Origin of the sequence: Streptomyces sp. DI166 (assembly GCF_900091315.1) — a bacterium.
GTDB classification, from domain to species: domain Bacteria; phylum Actinomycetota; class Actinomycetes; order Streptomycetales; family Streptomycetaceae; genus Streptomyces; species Streptomyces fuscus.
This window is the reverse complement of record NZ_FLSP01000134.1, coordinates 1-17,577: the sequence shown is the minus strand read 5'-3', so window position 1 is coordinate 17,577 and position 17,577 is coordinate 1. Positions and strand designations below refer to the sequence as shown.

General features: G+C 71.2%; 18 protein-coding genes. 12 read left to right on the top strand and 6 right to left on the bottom strand.

The window, feature by feature from the left end; translation table 11 throughout:
- Positions 1-72 precede the first annotated feature (72 nt).
- Entirely contained in the window at positions 73-723 is a 651-nt protein-coding gene (locus tag GA0115233_RS36785) for a TetR/AcrR family transcriptional regulator (protein ID WP_093724687.1), read from the bottom strand.
- Between the two features lie 177 nt (positions 724-900).
- On the opposite strand from GA0115233_RS36785, the gene ligD reads away from it, so the two are divergent.
- The 3 genes from ligD to GA0115233_RS36770 all read left to right on the top strand — a co-directional run bounded on the left by ligD (position 901) and on the right by GA0115233_RS36770 (position 3,899).
- Entirely contained in the window at positions 901-1,881 is a 981-nt protein-coding gene (gene ligD, locus GA0115233_RS36780; RefSeq protein ID WP_093724686.1) for a non-homologous end-joining DNA ligase, read from the top strand.
- 130 nt (positions 1,882-2,011) lie between these two features.
- Positions 2,012-2,788, top strand: coding sequence for an NPP1 family protein (locus GA0115233_RS36775; protein ID WP_093724682.1), 777 nt, complete (start codon positions 2,012-2,014; stop codon positions 2,786-2,788).
- A 91-nt stretch (positions 2,789-2,879) separates the two neighbouring features.
- Entirely contained in the window at positions 2,880-3,899 is a 1,020-nt protein-coding gene (locus GA0115233_RS36770; protein WP_093724685.1) for a questin oxidase family protein, read from the top strand.
- Here GA0115233_RS36770 and GA0115233_RS36765 read toward each other — a convergent pair.
- On the bottom strand, positions 3,877-4,875 hold the full coding sequence (locus GA0115233_RS36765; RefSeq protein ID WP_093724681.1) for an ArsR/SmtB family transcription factor: 999 nt from the start codon (positions 4,873-4,875) through the stop codon (positions 3,877-3,879). The two genes, GA0115233_RS36770 and GA0115233_RS36765, sit on opposite strands and share 23 nt — an antisense overlap.
- Before the next feature lie 74 nt (positions 4,876-4,949).
- Here GA0115233_RS36765 and GA0115233_RS36760 point away from each other — a divergent pair, with 74 nt between their 5' ends.
- From GA0115233_RS36760 to hemC, 4 genes are all read left to right on the top strand, one after another.
- On the top strand, positions 4,950-6,119 hold the full coding sequence (locus GA0115233_RS36760; protein WP_093724684.1) for an MFS transporter: 1,170 nt from the start codon (positions 4,950-4,952) through the stop codon (positions 6,117-6,119).
- Positions 6,120-6,160: 41 nt separating this feature from the next.
- The gene (locus tag GA0115233_RS36755; RefSeq protein WP_093724680.1) at positions 6,161-6,874 is read left to right on the top strand and encodes a hypothetical protein; all 714 of its coding nucleotides are present in this window, start codon (positions 6,161-6,163) and stop codon (positions 6,872-6,874) included.
- The gene (locus GA0115233_RS36750; RefSeq protein WP_176712070.1) at positions 6,871-7,026 is read left to right on the top strand and encodes a hypothetical protein; all 156 of its coding nucleotides are present in this window, start codon (positions 6,871-6,873) and stop codon (positions 7,024-7,026) included. The genes GA0115233_RS36755 and GA0115233_RS36750 overlap by 4 nt, the downstream gene beginning before the upstream one ends.
- Positions 7,027-7,087: 61 nt before the next feature.
- The gene (hemC, locus tag GA0115233_RS36745; protein ID WP_093724678.1) at positions 7,088-8,023 is read left to right on the top strand and encodes a hydroxymethylbilane synthase; all 936 of its coding nucleotides are present in this window, start codon (positions 7,088-7,090) and stop codon (positions 8,021-8,023) included.
- Between the two features lie 25 nt (positions 8,024-8,048).
- On the opposite strand, the gene GA0115233_RS36740 is transcribed toward hemC, so the two are convergent.
- Positions 8,049-8,564, bottom strand: coding sequence for a hypothetical protein (locus tag GA0115233_RS36740; protein ID WP_093724677.1), 516 nt, complete (start codon positions 8,562-8,564; stop codon positions 8,049-8,051).
- A 427-nt stretch (positions 8,565-8,991) separates the two neighbouring features.
- Here GA0115233_RS36740 and GA0115233_RS36735 point away from each other — a divergent pair, with 427 nt between their 5' ends.
- Positions 8,992-9,783, top strand: a complete 792-nt coding sequence (locus GA0115233_RS36735; protein ID WP_093724676.1) for an RNA polymerase sigma factor SigF — start codon at positions 8,992-8,994, stop codon at positions 9,781-9,783.
- A 5-nt stretch (positions 9,784-9,788) separates the two neighbouring features.
- On the opposite strand, the gene GA0115233_RS36730 is transcribed toward GA0115233_RS36735, so the two are convergent.
- Entirely contained in the window at positions 9,789-10,124 is a 336-nt protein-coding gene (locus GA0115233_RS36730; RefSeq protein ID WP_255310477.1) for an ANTAR domain-containing protein, read from the bottom strand.
- A 172-nt stretch (positions 10,125-10,296) separates the two neighbouring features.
- On the opposite strand from GA0115233_RS36730, the gene GA0115233_RS36725 reads away from it, so the two are divergent.
- Entirely contained in the window at positions 10,297-11,100 is an 804-nt protein-coding gene (locus GA0115233_RS36725) for a VOC family protein (RefSeq protein ID WP_093724674.1), read from the top strand.
- A gap of 21 nt (positions 11,101-11,121) precedes the next feature.
- Here GA0115233_RS36725 and glgX read toward each other — a convergent pair whose 3' ends face one another.
- Complete coding sequence (gene glgX, locus GA0115233_RS36720) at positions 11,122-13,263, bottom strand: glycogen debranching protein GlgX (protein WP_093724673.1); 2,142 nt, start codon at positions 13,261-13,263, stop codon at positions 11,122-11,124.
- A complete protein-coding gene (locus GA0115233_RS36715; RefSeq protein ID WP_093724672.1) occupies positions 13,260-13,772 on the bottom strand; it encodes a pep a2 in 513 nt (170 codons plus the stop codon). Before GA0115233_RS36715 ends, glgX begins: the two co-directional genes overlap by 4 nt.
- Before the next feature lie 305 nt (positions 13,773-14,077).
- Between GA0115233_RS36715 and GA0115233_RS36710 the strand changes: the two genes are divergently transcribed.
- From GA0115233_RS36710 to treS, 3 genes are all read left to right on the top strand, one after another.
- Positions 14,078-14,398 (top strand): DUF5133 domain-containing protein, encoded by a 321-nt coding sequence (locus GA0115233_RS36710; protein ID WP_093724683.1) that lies wholly within the window; start codon positions 14,078-14,080, stop codon positions 14,396-14,398.
- A 56-nt stretch (positions 14,399-14,454) separates the two neighbouring features.
- Entirely contained in the window at positions 14,455-16,437 is a 1,983-nt protein-coding gene (locus GA0115233_RS36705) for an alpha-1,4-glucan--maltose-1-phosphate maltosyltransferase (RefSeq protein ID WP_093724671.1), read from the top strand.
- A partial coding sequence (treS, locus tag GA0115233_RS36700) for a maltose alpha-D-glucosyltransferase (RefSeq protein ID WP_093724670.1) occupies positions 16,434-17,577 on the top strand: 1,144 nt, incomplete at its 3' end. The genes GA0115233_RS36705 and treS, both read left to right, overlap by 4 nt.

The following is a 17,577-nucleotide window of genomic DNA, read 5'->3' as shown; positions in this document are numbered from 1 at the left end:
GCCGCCGCTTCCGGTCAGCCCCGCGCCACGCGGTCAGCACCGCCGCTTCGCGTGGAGCCCCGCGGCTTCCGGTCAGCCGCGCCCCGTGACCGGCGCGCGCCACATGCCGACGAGCGCGTCGACCAGTCCGGTCGCGGCGTCCCGCCAGTCGGCGCGCGGGGTGGCGGCGTCCTCGGCGAGGGCCCGTTCCCGCTCGGCGGTCATATGGACGATGAGGTGGCGGGCCATGTCGCCGCGCTCGGCCCGGACCTCGTCGGGCAGGTTGGGCAGACAGCGGCGCAGCCCCTCGACGATCTCCCGGAGCGCGGCCGAGCCCAGGGCCTCCTCGACCATGATCCGGTGCAGTACGGGGTCGGCCATGACCTGGGCGCAGAAGCGGGCGTACCAGGTGGGGCTGCCCAGGGCGGCGAGGTGCTCGAAGACCGGCCGGACCAGGCAGTCCAGCCAGTCGCGCAGCTCGGTGGAGCCGGTCACCCGGTCGACCAGGCCGGTCCTGATCTCCTCGATGGGCCCGGCGTGCTTGCGGACGATGGCGCGAACGAGGTCGGTGCGGGTGCCGAAGTGGTAGCCGACGGCGGTGTTGTTGCCCTGGCCCGCGGCCTCGCCGACCTGACGGTTGGAGACCGCGTAGACGCCGTGCTCGGCGTACAGCCGCTCGGCAGCGGTGAGGAGCAGCTCCCGGGTCGCGCTGGCCTGCTCCGCCCGGACCGCCCTGCCTGCCATGATCGTCTCCACTTCGGGGCCGCGCGCTCCTGCCACGGGACCGGCCCCTCGGCCCGCGCGGTGTCTGCTCAGGAACGGAAGCCTACGGGGCGCCGGGCGCGGCCCGCGCGGCGGCCGTTCAGGCGAAACCCGAGGCCGGGGCGCGTGACGGCCGGTCACCGTGTCGAGAACTGTGCCGTGAGTCTGCCGTTGATCCCTCCGATGCTCGCCACGCCCGGCACCCTCCCGCCCGCCGCGCAGGACGCGCGCTGGGCGTACGAGACCAAGCAGGACGGCCAGCGGGTGGTGGCCTACCTCGACGGGGCCGGCGATCTGGTGCTGCGGGCCCGCTCGGGGGACGAGGTGACGGCCGCCTACCCCGAGCTGCGTCCGCTGGCCGCCGCGCTCGGCGGCACGCCCGCGGTGCTGGACGGCGAGGTGCTGGCGCTGGACGAACAGGGCCGCGCGGACTTCCAGTTGCTGCAGTCCCGGATGGGCCTCGCCCACTCCCCCGGCCGGGCCGCGCGCCGGGCCGCCCAGGTCCCGGTGCACTACGTCCTGTTCGACGTCATGCACCTCGCCGGGCACTCCCTGGTGCGGCTCCCCTATGTACAGCGGCGGGAGCGGCTGGAGGAGCTGGGGCTGGCGGGGCCGCACTGGTCGACGCCCGCCGCCCTCGTCGGCCACGGTCGGGAGGCGCTGGCGGCCACCCGTGAGCACGGGCTGGAGGGCCTGGTGTGCAAACGGCTGGACTCCCGGTACGAGCCGGGGGTGCGGTCCCGGGCCTGGATCAAGATCCGGAACATGACCAGCGTGGATGTCGTGGTGGGCGGCTGGCTGCCGGGCAAGGGGCGGATCACCGGTCTGCCCGGTGCGGTGCTGGTGGGGCAGCGGGCGGGCGACCGGCTGCGGTACGTCGGCGGCGTGGGCACCGGGTGGAACGCACGGGAGCGGGAGGAGCTGGGCGCGTTGCTCCGGGCCTCCGAGACGGACGTATGCCCGTTCGATCCGGTGCCGGTGGTGGCGGGGGCGCGCTGGGTGGTGCCCCGGCTCGTCGGCGAGGTGCGGTTCAGCACCCGGACCCGCGCGGGGCTGCTGCGTCAGCCCTCGTGGCTGCGGCTGCGGCCCGATCTGACGCCGGAGGAGTCGGCGGCCGAGCTGCCGGACGACGCGCTCTGAACCCGTCGGCTACTCACCCGTAACCGTAGTGATAACTGCTCCCTCTTGGCGCGAACATGAAAACCGGGGAAGCTGAACTTCCTTTTCCCCCACGCCCGTTGGGCTGCGCCCGTATCACGAGGAGGACGCAGTGTCGTCACCGTCGACGAAGAAGCACCGCAGGAGATGGCTCACCGGTATCGCCGGGGCAGCCGTGTTCGTCATCGCCTTTCCCGGCGTGGCGTTCGCGGCCCCGCCGCCGGGGCTGCCCGCCAACGCCGAGGCCGCGGAGTTCACTTACCAGCCGGCCTTCGACTACGACAAGGACGGCTGCTACGCCACGCCCGCGATCGGCACCGACGGGAGCATCAACCCCGGCCTGAAGCCGACCGGCGCCCTCAACGGCAACTGCCGGGACGCCTCCGACCTCGACAACACCAACAGCTATTCGCGCTACAAGTGCAACAACGGCTGGTGCGCCTACATGTACGGCCTGTACTTCGAGAAGGACCAGGCCCTCCCGGGCATCAGCCTCGGCGGGCACCGGCACGACTGGGAGCACGTCGTGATCTGGGTGCAGGACGGCGCCGTGAAGTACGTGGCGACCTCCAACCACGGCTCGTTCACGGTGACTCCGGCGTCCTCGGTCCGCTTCGAGGGCACGCACGCGAAGGTCGTCTACCACAAGGACGGCATCAGCACGCACTGCTTCCGGCTGGCCAACTCCAATGACGAGCCGCCCGAGAACCACAAGGGCACCTGGCAGTACCCGGCACTGGTGGGCTGGAACGGCTACCCGGCCGGGCTGCGCGACAAGCTGGTCAACCACGACTTCGGCAGCGCCCACTTCGGCCTGAAGGACGGCAGCTTCGGCGACCACCTCAACAAGGCCAAGCCGTCCGGGATTCCCTTCAACGCGTACGCGTAGGGCGTGGGGCCGGGGGACTAGGACCAGCGCCGTCCGGCGCTCCGCCCCGGGCCCGATCCGCCCGCCCCGGCCGCTGTCTAGCGTGATCGACATGAACACCACGGACACGGACGGACAGCTCGAAGAAGCCCTCGAACGCCTGCACTTGGCCGGACCGGAACAGGAGGGCTGGCTCACCAACCACGCGCCCATGGTCGTCGAGGCGCTCGCCGCGCACGGGCACGCGGGCGCCGTGCACCGCTGGGTGGACCAGTACAGCGGCAGGCTGGAGGACTTCCCCGACCGGCTGGCCCCCGTCACCGACGACAACTGGCCCGAGGCGCTGGGCGATCCCCGCCGGATCGCGGACTGGACGGACCACTTCTCCCGCACCCTCGCAGACCGCCCCTGGCGGGACGTCCTCGCCGAGTGGTGGCCGCGGCTGCTGCCCGGGATGTACGGCGGCGCCACGCACGTCGTCATCCGGCTCGGCCACGCCGTACGCGCCCTGGAGTCCGGCGAGTCCGCGCCCCGGCGTGCCGAACTCGCCCACGCCCTGGGCTACTGGGCCGCCCGCCACCAGCCGCTGACCGGTATCGCCGAACTGCGGGGCGGGGTGAGCGCCTGGGAGTCGCTGGAGGCCGTGCCGGCGATCACGCCGGGCGTCACGGGGTTCCGCAAGCGGCTCGCCGCCGTGCACCGGCTGCCCGTCTGGGCCGAGGACATCACCGACCCCGACACGGCGCGCGAGCGGCTCACCGAACTGGTGCGGGCCACGACCCACCGCTACGCCACCCACGGCCACGGCGAGCCCACGATGCTCGTGCACGCGGCGACGGCCCCCAACGCCGTGCTGCGCACGCTGGATTCGCTGCCGCCCGAGCTGTGGGTACCGAGCCTGCGCGCGGCCTGGACGGCGGCCGCCGCCGTCACCGCGATGTACGCCCCGAAGGAACCGGTCGACTACCGTCCCGCCGCCCGGCTCACCGCCGAGGAGGTCATGGAGCGGGCGCTCGCCCACGGCGACGAGCACGTCATCAAGCTCGCCGACACCGCCCTGGACGTCGGTGACGAACTGGCGCTGGCCGCGGCGCAGCGGGCGATCGAGATCAGCGACCCGCTGGACTCCTGACCAGCGCGTCGCCCAACTCGGTGCGGGCGTACAGGACATGGAGCCCGGCGCGGCGGGAGGTCAGCAGGCCCGCCTCCCGCAGGACGGACAGATGGGCGGAGACGGTCGACGGGGCGAGGCCGTGACGGGCGGCGAGTTCGGTGGTCGAGGCGGGGGCGGCCAGGCCCGTGAGGACGGCGGCGCGCTGGTGGCCCACCAGCCGGGCCAGCGCCTGCGGCGGGTCCGGCGGGGCGGGGTCCTGAAGGCCGCCCATGCCGCGTGCCGGGTAGATGACGGTGGGCTGCCAGGGGCGGGCGAAGCCGCTGACGACGTCCGGCCAGACGAACACGCTCGGCATCAGCAGCACGCCCCGGCCGTCGGCGCGTTGGGCGTCCGCGTGGTCGCCGTACATGCGCAGGGTGAGGGTGGGCCCGGACCAGTGGATGCCGGGGTGCAGTGCGGTGAGGAGTGCGTCCAGGCCGCCGTCCGCCGCCTGGCGGGAGCGGTGGGCGATGTCGGCCTCCAGGACGGCGCGGTGGCGCGGCCACTCCGGTGCGAGCAGGGCGTGCCAGGCGCGCTCGGTGAGGTCGGCGAGCCGCCGTACGGTGGCGGCGGGGTCGTCGAGCGCCGCGCGGCCCTCGGGCGACCTCGCGGCGGCGGGGCGTCCGGTGAGGGAACGGAGCATCTCGGCGTGCGCCAGGGCCGGGTCGGTGGCCCGCATCCTGGCCAGTTCGTCCTCGATCGTGGGGTAGGGCTCGGCGGGCGGCGGGCCGAGGAAGTCGGGGGTGTAGCCGCCGGGGGGCGGGACGAACAGCCACAGCGGGGACAGGTCGAGCCCGGCGACGGTACGGCGGACCCGGCGCAGCCAGCCGCGGTGGTAGCCGTGCCGGGCGGGGCGGCGCAGCAGACGGAGCGCCTCGTGGGTCTGGCACAGGGGGGAGATCGCGAACCGGCAGCGGCTCAGGTCGTCGGTGCCCAGGTCCAGGGTGAGGGGCAAGGCGGCCTCCGCGGGTGATTCGTCCCAGGACGAAAGAGTAGAGCGGCGCCGACGGGCTCAGCATGCTGGCCCCGATGACCGACTACCGATCAACCACCGTTTCCCACAAGGCGCGGGGCGCCGTCGTCGCGGCGCTGATGCTGGCCGCGTTCAGCTTCAACACCGCCGAGAACCTCCCGGTCGGCCTGCTGCCCCTGATGGCGGACGACCTCGGGGTGTCCCTGCCCACCGTGGGCCTGCTGGTCACCGGCTACGCGCTCACGGTCGTCGTGGCCTCCCTGCCCCTCGCCCACCTCACCCGAGCGGTCCCCCGCCGCCCCCTGCTCACCGTCCTCCTCGCCCTGCTGGTCACCGCGAGCTGGGCGACGGCCTGGCACGCGGTCTCCTACGGCCCCCTCCTCGCGGCCCGCGCGACCACCGCGCTCGCCCAGGCGCTGTACTGGGCGGTGATGGGCCCGGTCGCGGTCGGCCTGTACCCGCCCGAACGGCGGGGCCGGATCATGGGTTTGCTGGCGGTGGGCGGCTCGCTGGCCACGGTCCTCGGCGTACCGGCGGGAACCTGGCTCGGATCCCACGCGGGCTGGCGCACCCCTTTCGCGGTACTGGGCGCGCTGGCCCTGCTGTCCCTGATCACGGTCGCCGCCCTGCTGCCGACCACGCACCCGCGGGAGAACCACGCGGCCTACGGCGTCGCCCCCGACCGGCGCCGCTTCCTCCTGGTCGTCACCACGACCGCCCTGTCGGTGACGGGTGTGTTCACAGCCTTCACCTACATCGCGGCCTTCCTCGACGAGGTCAGCGGCTTCGACACGGACGCCACCGGGCCGTTGCTCCTGGCCTTCGGCGCGGCCGGCCTGGCCGGGGTGGCCGCCACGGGCCCCCTCCTGGACCGCTTCCCCGAAGCCACCCTCGTCGTACCGATAACCACCCAACTGACAGCCCTGCTGGGCCTCTACGCGTTCGGCCACCACCAAGTGGCCGGCGTGGCCCTGCTGATGCTGCTGGGCGCGTCGGTCGCCCCCGCCTTCGCGGCGTCGCAGAGCCAGGTCCTCCACTGGGCCCCGTCCCGCACCGAGTCCGCCCTCGCCGCCAACTCGGTCGCCTTCAACGTGGGCGTGGCCGCGGGCGCACTACTGGGCGGCACCGTGTACACGAGCTTCGGCGTCCGCGCCACGTTCCTCGCCGGGGGGCTGCTGACGGCGGGGGCGCTGGTGGCGCTGTCGCGGGGGCGGGCGAAGCCGTAAACGCGTGGATCTTGTCCTGGCGCCGCCACTACCGTGCGCGCATGGACACCGAAGACACGTGGGTGGACGCGCGAGAGCTGTTCCACGCGCTGGCGGACCACAAAGGCGCGGACGCGTTCCCCAGGGTCGTGGAGCCGTGGCTGCGGCAGGCGGAGGCGGCGTACGTCGATGCCCTCGCCGAGGGCATCGGCATGCTGCCCCGTTCATCGGGCGAGGAGTTGGACGAGCGGTGCGGTGATCTCCTGTGGGAGCTGTACGCACTCAGCCGCGTCAGCGACGTACTGCTGCTGTCGTACCAGCCGCGCCCGGCCGAGGATCCCGATCCCGCGGACGGGTGGCCGTCATTGACGGTGGCCGAGTACCAGGAGCTGTTCACTCGGCTCGGTATGACGCCGTTCACCGAGGCGTCCGCCTTTGATCCGTTCCTGCACGAGATCGTCGAGGTCGAGCAGGCCGAGGATCCCGACGAGCCGATCCGCGTCACCGAGGTGGTCTGGCCCGGGCTGTGGCACGGCCCTCTCCTGTTCGGGCGGGCCGGTGTACGGGTGCGGGCGGGTGTCCGGCACGCCGAACGCGGGGTGGCCGACCGCTCGCCGCTGTACTGGACGTATCTGCGTCGGCACCGGCCCACCGTCGATCTGTCCCAGGGGTGGGGGCCAACTCGCAGTGGCGCACGGACTTTCGGGTGGACGTCCGCACGCCCGCGGGCGATCACCTCAATGTGGGCGAACGGGGCACCGGCACCGGCCTGGTGACAGAGGCCGACGCCCTGCTCACCCCGGCGGAACGGCTGGAGTTGCTGCGGCACCGCTGTCTGGTGCGCGCGCCGGAACGGCAGGACGCGCTGCCGGAGCATGCCCCGGAGCGGTGGGTGGACTTCTTTCCCTTCGGCTGGCAGTCGGATTGAGCGTCGGCGAATCGAGCCGTAGTGGACGGAGGCGCTGTCGCGAAGGTCTATCGTGTCCCGCATGTCCGTGCCCGAAGTGATCCGTATCGTCTCCCGCGACTCGCCGATGGCGCTCGCTCAAGTGGAGCGTGTCCGTGCTGAGTTGGCGGTGCTGCACCCCGGGGTGCGTACCGAGGTCGTGCCGGTGAGGACCACCGGTGACAAGTGGCTGGGGGACCTGGCCAAGGTCGAGGGGAAGGGGGCGTTCACCAAGGAGGTGGACGCGGCCCTGCTGGCCGGTGAGGCCGATCTCGCGGTGCACTGCGTCAAGGACATCCCCGCCGACCGGCCGCTGCCCGCGGGCACGGTGTTCGCCGCGTTCCTGAAGCGGGACGACATCCGGGACGCGCTGATCCACCCCGGCGGGCTGACGCTGGACGAGTTGCCGGACAGGACCCGGATCGGTACCTCCTCGGTGCGCCGGGTCGCCCAGCTGGCCGCCACCCATCCTCATCTGGAGTGCGTGCCCTTCCGGGGCAACGCCAACCGGCGGCTGGCGAAGCTGGCGGCCGGGGAGGCCGACGCGCTGCTGCTCGCCGTGTCGGGGCTGGAGCGCATCGGCCGGACGGACGTGATCAGCGAGGTCCTGTCCCCCGAGACGATGATGCCGCCCATCGGAGCGGGCATCCTCGCCCTGCAGTGCCGGGAGGACGACACCGCGCTGATCGACGCCGTCAGCGGTCTCGGCGACCCGGACACCCACCGGGAGGCCACCGCCGAGCGGATGTTCCTGCATGTGCTCCAGGGGCACTGCAACAGCCCGATCGCGGGATACGCGCGCGTGGATCACACCGGGGAGCTGTCCCTGCGCGCGTGCGTGTTCACGCCGGACGGCAAGACCCGGCTCAACGCCCATGAGTGGGCGGGGCGACTGGATCCGGCCACGCTCGGCACCTCGGTGGCCGTGGCGCTGCTGCGTCAGGGCGCCCGGGAGATCATCGACGGCATCCCGCACTGATCCCGTACGCGGGGGCGGCACCGCCTCAGGCGGTGCCCTCCTCGGCCTGGTCCCGCAGGAAGTTGCTGATCTCGTGGACGAGGCACTCGCGCCCGGCCCCCGGCTGCGAGGGGCCCTCCGCGAGACCGATCCCGCCCGCCCAGAGCCGGCGGTCGGTCCACTCCTCCTCGACGCGCAGCTGGATCTGCACATCCACCTGGCCGAGGCTCGCCTCCGGACCGGCCGCGTAGATCACGGCCGTGGCCCGGCGCAGCGGGTAGACGTCGAAGCCCTCGATGAACTGCGAGTTCCGCCAGTCGATGAACGCGCTCTCGCCGTCCGGACCGATCCGGATGTCGATCTGGCCGTCCTCCAGGTGGATGCCGTAGTGCCGCTCGCCGCGGTTCTCGACCGTCACCCGGAGGCAGAAATACGTCAGCCCGGCGGCGGCGTCATCACGTCCCCGCGGAGGCTCGGCGTTCTCCAGACGGTGGACGCGGACGCGCAGACCGGCATGCTCGTCGTACTCCTGCCAGTCCCCGACCACGTTCGGCTCGCACACACTGCACCTCTTCGACCTCAGAGAGCTGCTTCCTATCTGTGTGCTCAGCGCACTGTCAAATGAGCAGAATGCGCTGTGGCCAGCACATTCACCCGCTTTGATCGCCGATCAAGCGCTGCCCAGCAGGAATCCCCGAACGCGGCTCCACACGGGCCCGCGGCAGCGTGCCGCACATCACGTCCGGCGCCCCGTTTCCCGGGTCGGCTCACGCACCGAGACCGGCCGACTTCGGAATGTGCATCATTTTCCCTTATATCCGGACAATTGTTTCGGGCCCTGTGTGGCCGGGAACCGTCTATGCAGTGCTTCGGACCGGAGGCACGTCTGTGGGAGCCCACGTCTGGGCCCCGGATGTCCTCCGCGTGCCCGATGCGTGCCTCCCACGGTGACTGTCCCACTCCAGCACCTCGCAAGGGAGGTGCGCTTCATGCCCACCACCGGCAGAACGAAGCAGCACCCGCACGACGACGCCCCCGACACCGCCGCTGATTTCGAACGGCTCGCCCGGCTGCCCGACGGCGAGGAGCGCAAGGAGCTCCGCGACCGACTGGTCCGCGCCTGGCTGCCCATGGCCGAGCGCATCGCGGTCCGTTTCAAGGGGCGCGGCGAATCCCTGGAGGACCTGTACCAGGTCGCCGCCCTCGGTCTCGTCAAGGCCGTCGACCACTACGACCCCGCCCGCGGCTGCGCCTTCGAGGCGTACGCGGTGCCCACCGTCACCGGTGAGATCAAGCGGCACTTCCGCGACCACATGTGGACCCTGCATGTGCCGCGCCGGGTCCAGGACCTGCGCAACCGGGTCCGTCAGGCGTCGAAGGAACTGTCGCAGACCATCCCGGGCCGTCCCCCGACGGTCCAGGAGATCGCCGGCCTCACCGACCTCACCGAGGACGAGGTGCGCACCGGGATGGAGGCCCTGGACTGCTTCTCCGCGCTGTCGCTGGAGGCCGAGATGCCCGGCACCGACGGGTACGCCCTGGGCGACTCGCTGGGCGCCCCCGACCCCGGCTTCGACACGGTCGTGGACCGGGTGGCCGTCCGGCCCTGTCTTGAGAAGCTGCCCGAGCGCGAGCGCACCATCCTCTACCTGCGGTTCTTCCGCGGTATGACCCAGAGCCGGATAGCCGATCAGCTCGGCATCTCCCAGATGCACGTGTCCCGGCTGCTCAGCGGCTGCTTCGAGCACCTGCGCGAGGAACTGCTTGTACCGACGCGCTGAACCCGCTACGACTCCTCGGACCGGCCCGGAACCTGCGTGGGACCGTGCCGGTCCAGGGCGGCCTCCAGCTCGGCGCGGATCCGCGGAGGAATCTCCCCGTTCCGGCCCCAGATCAGGATCAGGTCCGCGACCTGGCGGAGCTTGATGTTGGTGTGCTGGGACACGTCCTTCAGGACCGTCCACCCCTCGGACGGCGCGACCCGTCCCAGGGCCACGACCATCCCGATCGCCTGGTCCACGACCGCGTGCGAGCTGACGGCCTCCTTGAGCTGCTCCACCTCTTCCTGCAGCTCCGCGATCCGCCCGCTCTGATCGGCAGGTTCGTGCGGTACCTGGGTCACGCATCCATATTCGTCACTCGGGCGGCGGTATGCCACCGGACGAGCGGTGGAAATCATCGTTGTTTCGGCGGCCCGGCCGGGGTACTCGGCAGGCGCGCTCAGGGGTTGCGGCCGGACACTGGGAAGAGGCACCGGTGGCCGCCGGCCCGGCGAGACCAGGACACGACACGTCATGAACCACGATACGAAGCTCCCCCACGGCACGCGGAACGTCGTTTCCACGCACTCCGTGTACGGCGCCCCGTGCTGGGTGAGCCTGACCAGCCGGGACCTGGAAACCACCCAGGACTTCTACAGCGCCGTCCTCGGCTGGCGCTGGCGCACCGGCAAGCTCGGCGACCGCTTCCGGATCGCCCTGGCCGACGGGGTTCCCGTCGCCGGGATCGCCGCCGTCGCCTCGATGTGGCAGATGGCGGTCGCCTGGACGCCGTACTTCGCGGTGCGCAGCGCCGACGAGGCGGTCTCCCGGGTGCAGGAGCGGGGCGGTACGTCCGCGGTGGGGCCGATCTCCTTCCCGCCCGGGCGGGCGGCGCTGCTCGCCGACCGGGACGGCGCGACCTTCGGCATCTGGGAGGGCGAACTGGTCAGTGACTGGGAGACCTGGCGCCGCTCCACCCCCGCCTTCATCCGCCTGCACACCCGCGACGCCTTCGACGCCGCGATCTTCTACGGCGAGGTCCTGGACTGGGCCTCGGAGCGCCCCGGCTGCTGCGAGGTGCACTACGAGGGCGGGGAGGTCGTGCTGCGCAGCGGCGGTGACGTGGTGGCCCGGATCGTGTCGGGCGCCCTGGGCTCGGCCCCCGACCCGACGATCCGCCCGCACTGGCAGGTGCACTTCGCGGTCCAGGACGTGACGGCCTGCGCCCGAGTCGCCGAGCAGAACGGCGGCAGCGTCCTGTCCAAGAGCGACGACGAGGCCGTACTCCGCGACCCCGACGGCGCCCAGTTCACGGTGACCTCGCGCCGCGAGCGCTGAGCGAGCGCCAGGCCGCGAGCGCTAGTTCCTTCGCGACGGGCGGGACAGGAGGACCAGGCTGCGCGGGGTCACCGTGACCTTCGTCGCGGCCTTGTACTCGGTCTCGTCGGGCATCCCCTGGGGGTCGGCCGTGTCGATCAGGGCCGTCCAGCGTTCGCCGTAGGCGGTTGTTGGCAGCCGGAAGTCGACCGGTTCCCAGTAGCTGTTGAGCAGGAGCAGGAAGGAGTCGTCGACGACCGGGCGGCCGCAGCGGTCCGGTTCGGCGATGGCGTCGCCGTTGAGGAAGACGCCGACGCAGTGCGCGTCGGAGCGGCGCCAGTCCTCCTCGGTCATCTCGCGGGCGTCGGGCAGCAGCCAGACCAGGTCGGGCAGCGGCTGGCCCGCGTGGGTGACGGTCTCGCCGCGGAAGAAGCGGCGGCGGCGCAGTACGGGGTGGGCGGCGCGCAGTCCGATGACGTACCGGCTGAAGTCGATCAGGTCGCGCTGTTCCTCGGTGAGCCGCCAGTCGATCCAGGAGACCTCGTTGTCCTGGCAGTAGGCGTTGTTGTTGCCGCGCTGGGTGCGGCCGAGTTCGTCGCCGTGGCAGAGCATGGGGATGCCCTGGGACAGCAGCAGGGTGGCGAGGAAGTTGCGCTGCTGGCGGGCGCGCAGCTCCAGTACGGCGGGGTCGGCGGTGTCCCCCTCGACTCCGCAGTTCCAGGACCGATTGGTGCTCTCGCCGTCCCGATTGCCCTCGCCGTTGGCCTCGTTGTGCTTGTCGTTGTACGAGACCAGGTCGCGCAGGGTGAAACCGTCGTGCGCGGTGACGAAGTTGACGCTGGCGCGCGGGCGGCGCCTGCTGTGCTGGTACAGGTCGGCGGAGCCGGTCAGCCGGGACGCGAAGTCACCGAGGACGTGCTCGGTGCCGCGCCAGAAGTCCCGTACGGTGTCGCGGTACTTGCCGTTCCACTCCGACCACAGCGGCGGGAAGTTGCCGACCTGGTAGCCGCCCTCGCCGACGTCCCACGGCTCGGCGATCAGCTTCACGCGGCTGATCACCGGGTCCTGCTGGATCAGGTCGAAGAACGCCGAGAGCCGGTCCACCTCGTGGAACTGCCGGGCCAGCGTGGCCGCGAGGTCGAAGCGGAAGCCGTCGACGTGCATCTCGGTGACCCAGTACCGCAGCGAGTCCATGATCAGTTGCAGCACATAAGGGTGCCGCATCAGCAGGGAGTTCCCGGTGCCGGTGGTGTCGTAGTAGTGCGACCAGTCGCCGTCCACGAGCCGGTAGTAGGAGGCGTTGTCGATGCCGCGGAAGGAGAGGGTGGGGCCCTTCTCGTTGCCCTCGGCGGTGTGGTTGTAGACCACGTCGAGGATCACTTCGAGGCCGGCCGCGTGCAGGGCCTTGACCATCGACTTGAACTCGGCGACCTGCTGGCCCCGAGTGCCGTGCGCGGCATAGCCGTTGTGCGGGGCGAAGAAGCCGATCGTGTTGTAGCCCCAGTAGTTGGTCAGTCCCCGGTCGACGAGCACGCCGTCCTGCACGAACTGGTGCACCGGCATCAGCTCGACGGCGGTGACGCCCAGCGAGGTCAGGTGCTCGACGACGGCGGGGTGGGCGAGCCCGGCGTAGGTGCCGCGCAGGTCTGCGGGGACCTCGGGGTGGGTCTGGGTCAGGCCGCGCACATGGGCCTCGTAGATGACCGTCTCCGCGTACGGGCGGCGCGGCGGGCGGTCGTCGCCCCAGTCGAAGTACGGGTCGGTGACCACGCCGAGCATGGTGTGCCCGGCGCTGTCGGCCGGGGACGGCCCGTCGGGGGCGCGTTCGAACAGCGAGGCGTGGTTGTCCATCTGCCCGTCGACCGCCCGGGTGTACGGGTCCAGCAGCAGCTTCGCCGGGTTGCAGCGGTGTCCCAGGGCCGGGGCCCAGGGGCCGTGCACCCGGTAGCCGTAGCGCTGGCCGGGTCCGACGCCGGGCAGGTAGCCGTGCCAGACGAAGCCGTCGACCTCGGTCAGCTCCACACTCGTGCGTTTGCCGGCGTTGTCGACCAGGACCAGCTCGACCCGCTCGGCGACCTCGCTGAACAGCGCGAAGTTGGTGCCCTGTCCGTCGTAGGAGGCGCCCAACGGGTAGGGGTGCCCGCTCCAGGCGAGCACCCCGGTACGTTTCCTGCGCGCCGTCACCGGGCGCCCTCCAGCACCCGTTCGGGAGCGGTCGCCGGGGCGGCCAGTGCGGCGGCCGGGATCTCGCGCGGCACCTGGCGCACCTCGCGCAGGCTCGGCGCCGGGCCGGTGGGCACCAGCGGCATGCGCTCGCCGGCGCGGGCCCGCTGGGAGAACCAGATGACCTTGCTGCCGGTGTCCGTGGCGCAGCAGCCCCAGCCGTCGCTGGTGGCGGCGATCTGCTCCAGGCAGCCGCGCAGCTCCTGGTCCGGGCGCAGGTCGCGGTCGTTGTCCCCGATGGCCGTGATCAGGTGCTGGCCGTTCCACCACATCTCGATCGAGCTGTTCTTGTCCGTGGCGTGCCGGTCGATGGCGGTCAGCAGCAGTTCGGCGCCGCCGCAGACGGGTTCCACCAGGGTCTCCAGGTCCCAGTACCGGAGGTGAGCGGCCAGGATACGGCTGACCTGGCCTACCCGTTCAGGGCTGACTTCCACGTCGAGGTGGTAGTAGCAGGGCACTGCGGTCTTCATCTCGTTGGCTCCTCACCGGCGAGAGCTCGGCGCTTCCTCCGTCCCCGCGGGACGGGCCCCGAACACGAAGCGTGAGCGTTGATCGCTTCTGAGTCACCTCAAGAGTGAGAGCACTACGCCATTCGTGCAACACGAGCACCGTGCGACACGCGACATGGTTGAAGCTCTAACAAGACGTTGAGTCATCGTACGTGCACCATGTGTGAAGACCCGCGCGCCCGTGAGGAACCTGCGTGTGTCCGCGCATGGCCACCCCCCGTCCTGCCCGTGGCCTGCGCCATGAATCCCGAGAGGTGAACGGCGTCATGTTGCTACCGGCAAAAGCCGAAGTAGCCCGCCAGCTTGGGCGGTACCGGGCCTGGGAGCGCGTCATGCTCGCGTCCCCGTCCGACCGATCGGTGCGGGCCACCTTCGAGGACTCGGGGTACACGCTGTGCGTGCTGATGGGCAAGCGCTGTGCGCGCGAGGCGGCCGAGGCCGCCGAACGGTATCTGCGCAGCACCGTCGGCGCGTACTTGCGCGAGCAGAGTGAGCGCGCCCGCTCCGGGGGCGCGGCGCGCCGGGGGCCGCCGACCGCCAAGCGACGTACTCCGGCGGGAAGGCAGAGCCCTTCCGGCGCAGCTTGATTCCATCGGCCGGGCCTCGTTCGGGGCCCGGCCACCAGCACGACGGAGGCGAGACCATGAAGGCAACCGCGGCCATCGGCCGCATCCCGGTACGGCATGTGCAGCCTGCCGTGGAGTGCGGCAGGCGCCCGGCGAAGGCGGTCGTGGGCGAGACATTCCTGGTCTCGGCGACCGTGTTCCGGGAGGGGCACGACGCCGTGGCCGCCAATGCCGTGCTGCGCGACCCGCTGGGCCGTCCCGGCCCGTGGACCCCGATGCGCGAACTGGCCCCCGGCAGCGACCGCTGGGGCGCCGAGGTCACCCCCACCGCCACGGGCAACTGGACGTACCACGTCGAGGCGTGGAGCGACCCGGTGACCACCTGGCAGCGCACTGCCCGCATCAAGGTGCCGGCCGGGATCGACACCGGGGTGGTCCTGGAGGAGGGCGCCGATCTGCTGGAGCGCGCGGCGGCCGGGGTACCCGCCAAGCGCCGCCCGGCGCTGCTGCGCGCGGTGGAGACCCTGCGCGACGACTCCCTGCCGGTCGTGGCACGCCTCGCGGCCGCCTTCCGTCCCGAGGTGGAGCGGGTGCTGGCGCGGTATCCGCTGCGGGAGTTGGTGACCGCCTCCGAGCCGCTGCCGCTGCTGGTGGAACGGGAGCGGGCGCTGTTCGGGTCCTGGTACGAGTTCTTCCCCCGCTCCGAGGGCACCGCCGAGGAACCCCACGGCACCTTCCGCACCGCCGCCCGGCGCCTGCCGGCGATCGCCGGGATGGGATTCGACGTCGTCTACCTCCCGCCGATCCATCCCATCGGCACGACCTGGCGCAAAGGCCGCAACAACACCCTCAACCCCACCCCGCACGACGTCGGGGTGCCGTGGGCGATCGGCTCGCCGGAGGGCGGCCACGACGCCGTGCACCCCCAGCTGGGCACACTGGAGGACTTCACCTGGTTCGTCGACCAGGCCCGCGGCCACGGGCTTGAGGTGGCCCTCGACTTCGCCCTGCAGTGCTCCCCGGACCATCCGTGGGTGAGCAAGCACCCGGAGTGGTTCCACCACCGCCCCGACGGCACCATCGCGTATGCGGAGAACCCGCCGAAGAAGTACCAGGACATCTACCCCATCGCCTTCGACGCCGACATGGACGGCCTGGTCGCCGAGACGGTGCGGGTCCTGCGGCACTGGATGGGCTGCGGGGTGCGGATCTTCCGCGTGGACAACCCCCACACCAAACCGGTCGTCTTCTGGGAACGGGTGATCGGCGAGATCAACCGCACCGACCCGGACGTGATCTTCCTGGCGGAGGCATTCACCCGCCCGGCGATGATGCGCACCCTGGCCCAGATCGGCTTCCAGCAGTCCTACACCTACTTCACCTGGCGCAACACCAAGCAGGAGCTCACCGACTACCTGACCGAGCTGTCGGGCGAGGCAGCGGCCTACATGCGGCCGAACTTCTTCGCCAACACCCCCGACATCCTGCACGCCTTCCTCCAGCACGGCGGACGCCCCGCCTTCGAACTGCGCGCCGTGCTCGCCGCGACCCTCTCCCCCACCTGGGGCATCTACAGCGGCTACGAACTGTGCGAGAACACCCCCCTGCGCGAGGGCAGCGAAGAGTACCTGGACTCCGAGAAGTACCAACTCCGCCCGCGCGACTGGGACACCGCCGACACCATCGCCCCCCTCATCACCAAGCTCAACACCATCAGGCGCCGCCACCCCGCGCTGCAGCGGCTGCGCAATCTGCGCTTCCACCACGCCGACAACGACGCCGTTCTGGTGTTCAGCAAGCGCGCCGGGCAGGACACGGTGCTGGTGGTGGTGAATCTCGATCCACACCACACCCAGGAGGCGACGGTCTCGTTGGACATGCCGCAACTCGGCCGTGACCGGGACGAATCCCTGTCCGTGCACGACGAACTGACGGGTGAGACCTATGCGTGGGGCACGCACAACTATGTGCGGCTGGAGCCCGGCCGGGCACCGGCGCATGTGTTCCACGTCCAGGCAGCGCCCGCCTCGCCGCAGATCGGAGGGTCTCCCGCGTCATGACTGTCAATGAGCCCGTCCCGGACACCTTCGAGGACACCCCGGCCAAGGACCGGCATCCCGACTGGTTCAAGCGAGCCGTCTTCTACGAGGTACTCGTCCGTTCCTTCCAGGACAGCAACGGTGACGGCGTCGGTGACCTCAAGGGCCTGACCGCCAAGCTGGACTATCTGCAGTGGCTCGGCGTCGACTGCCTGTGGCTGCCGCCCTTCTTCAAATCACCCCTGAGGGACGGCGGTTACGACGTCTCCGACTACACCGCCGTGCTCCCCGAGTTCGGCGACCTCGCCGACTTCGTGGAGTTCGTGGACGCCGCCCACCAGCGCGGCATGCGGGTGATCATCGACTTCGTCATGAACCACACCAGCGACCAGCACCCGTGGTTCCAGGAGTCCCGCAAGAACCCCGACGGGCCGTACGGCGACTACTACATGTGGGCGGACGACGACAAGCAATACGCGGACGCGCGCATCATCTTCGTCGACACCGAGGCCTCCAACTGGACCTTCGACCCCGTGCGCGGTCAGTACTACTTCCACCGGTTCTTCTCCCACCAGCCGGACCTCAACTACGAGAACCCGGCCGTGCAGGAGGAGATCCTGGGCGCCCTGCGCTTCTGGCTCGACCTCGGCATCGACGGCTTCCGCCTCGACGCGGTGCCCTACCTCTACGCGCAGGAGGGCACCAACTGCGAAAACCTTCCGGCGACCCATCAGTTCCTCAAGCGCGTACGGCGCGAGATCGACGCGATGTACCCGGACACGGTGCTGCTGGCCGAGGCCAACCAGTGGCCCGAGGACGTCGTCGACTACTTCGGCGACTACCGAAGCGGCGGCGACGAGTGCCACATGGCCTTCCACTTCCCGGTCATGCCGCGCATCTTCATGGCGGTCCGGCGGGAATCCCGCTACCCCGTCTCGGAAATCCTCGCCAAGACGCCCGCCATCCCCTCGGGCTGTCAGTGGGGCATCTTCCTGCGCAACCACGACGAGCTGACCCTGGAGATGGTCACCGACGAGGAACGCGACTACATGTGGGCCGAGTACGCCAAGGACCCGCGGATGCGCGCCAACATCGGCATCCGCCGCCGCCTCGCCCCCCTCCTCGACAACGACCGCAACCAGATCGAACTCTTCACCGCGC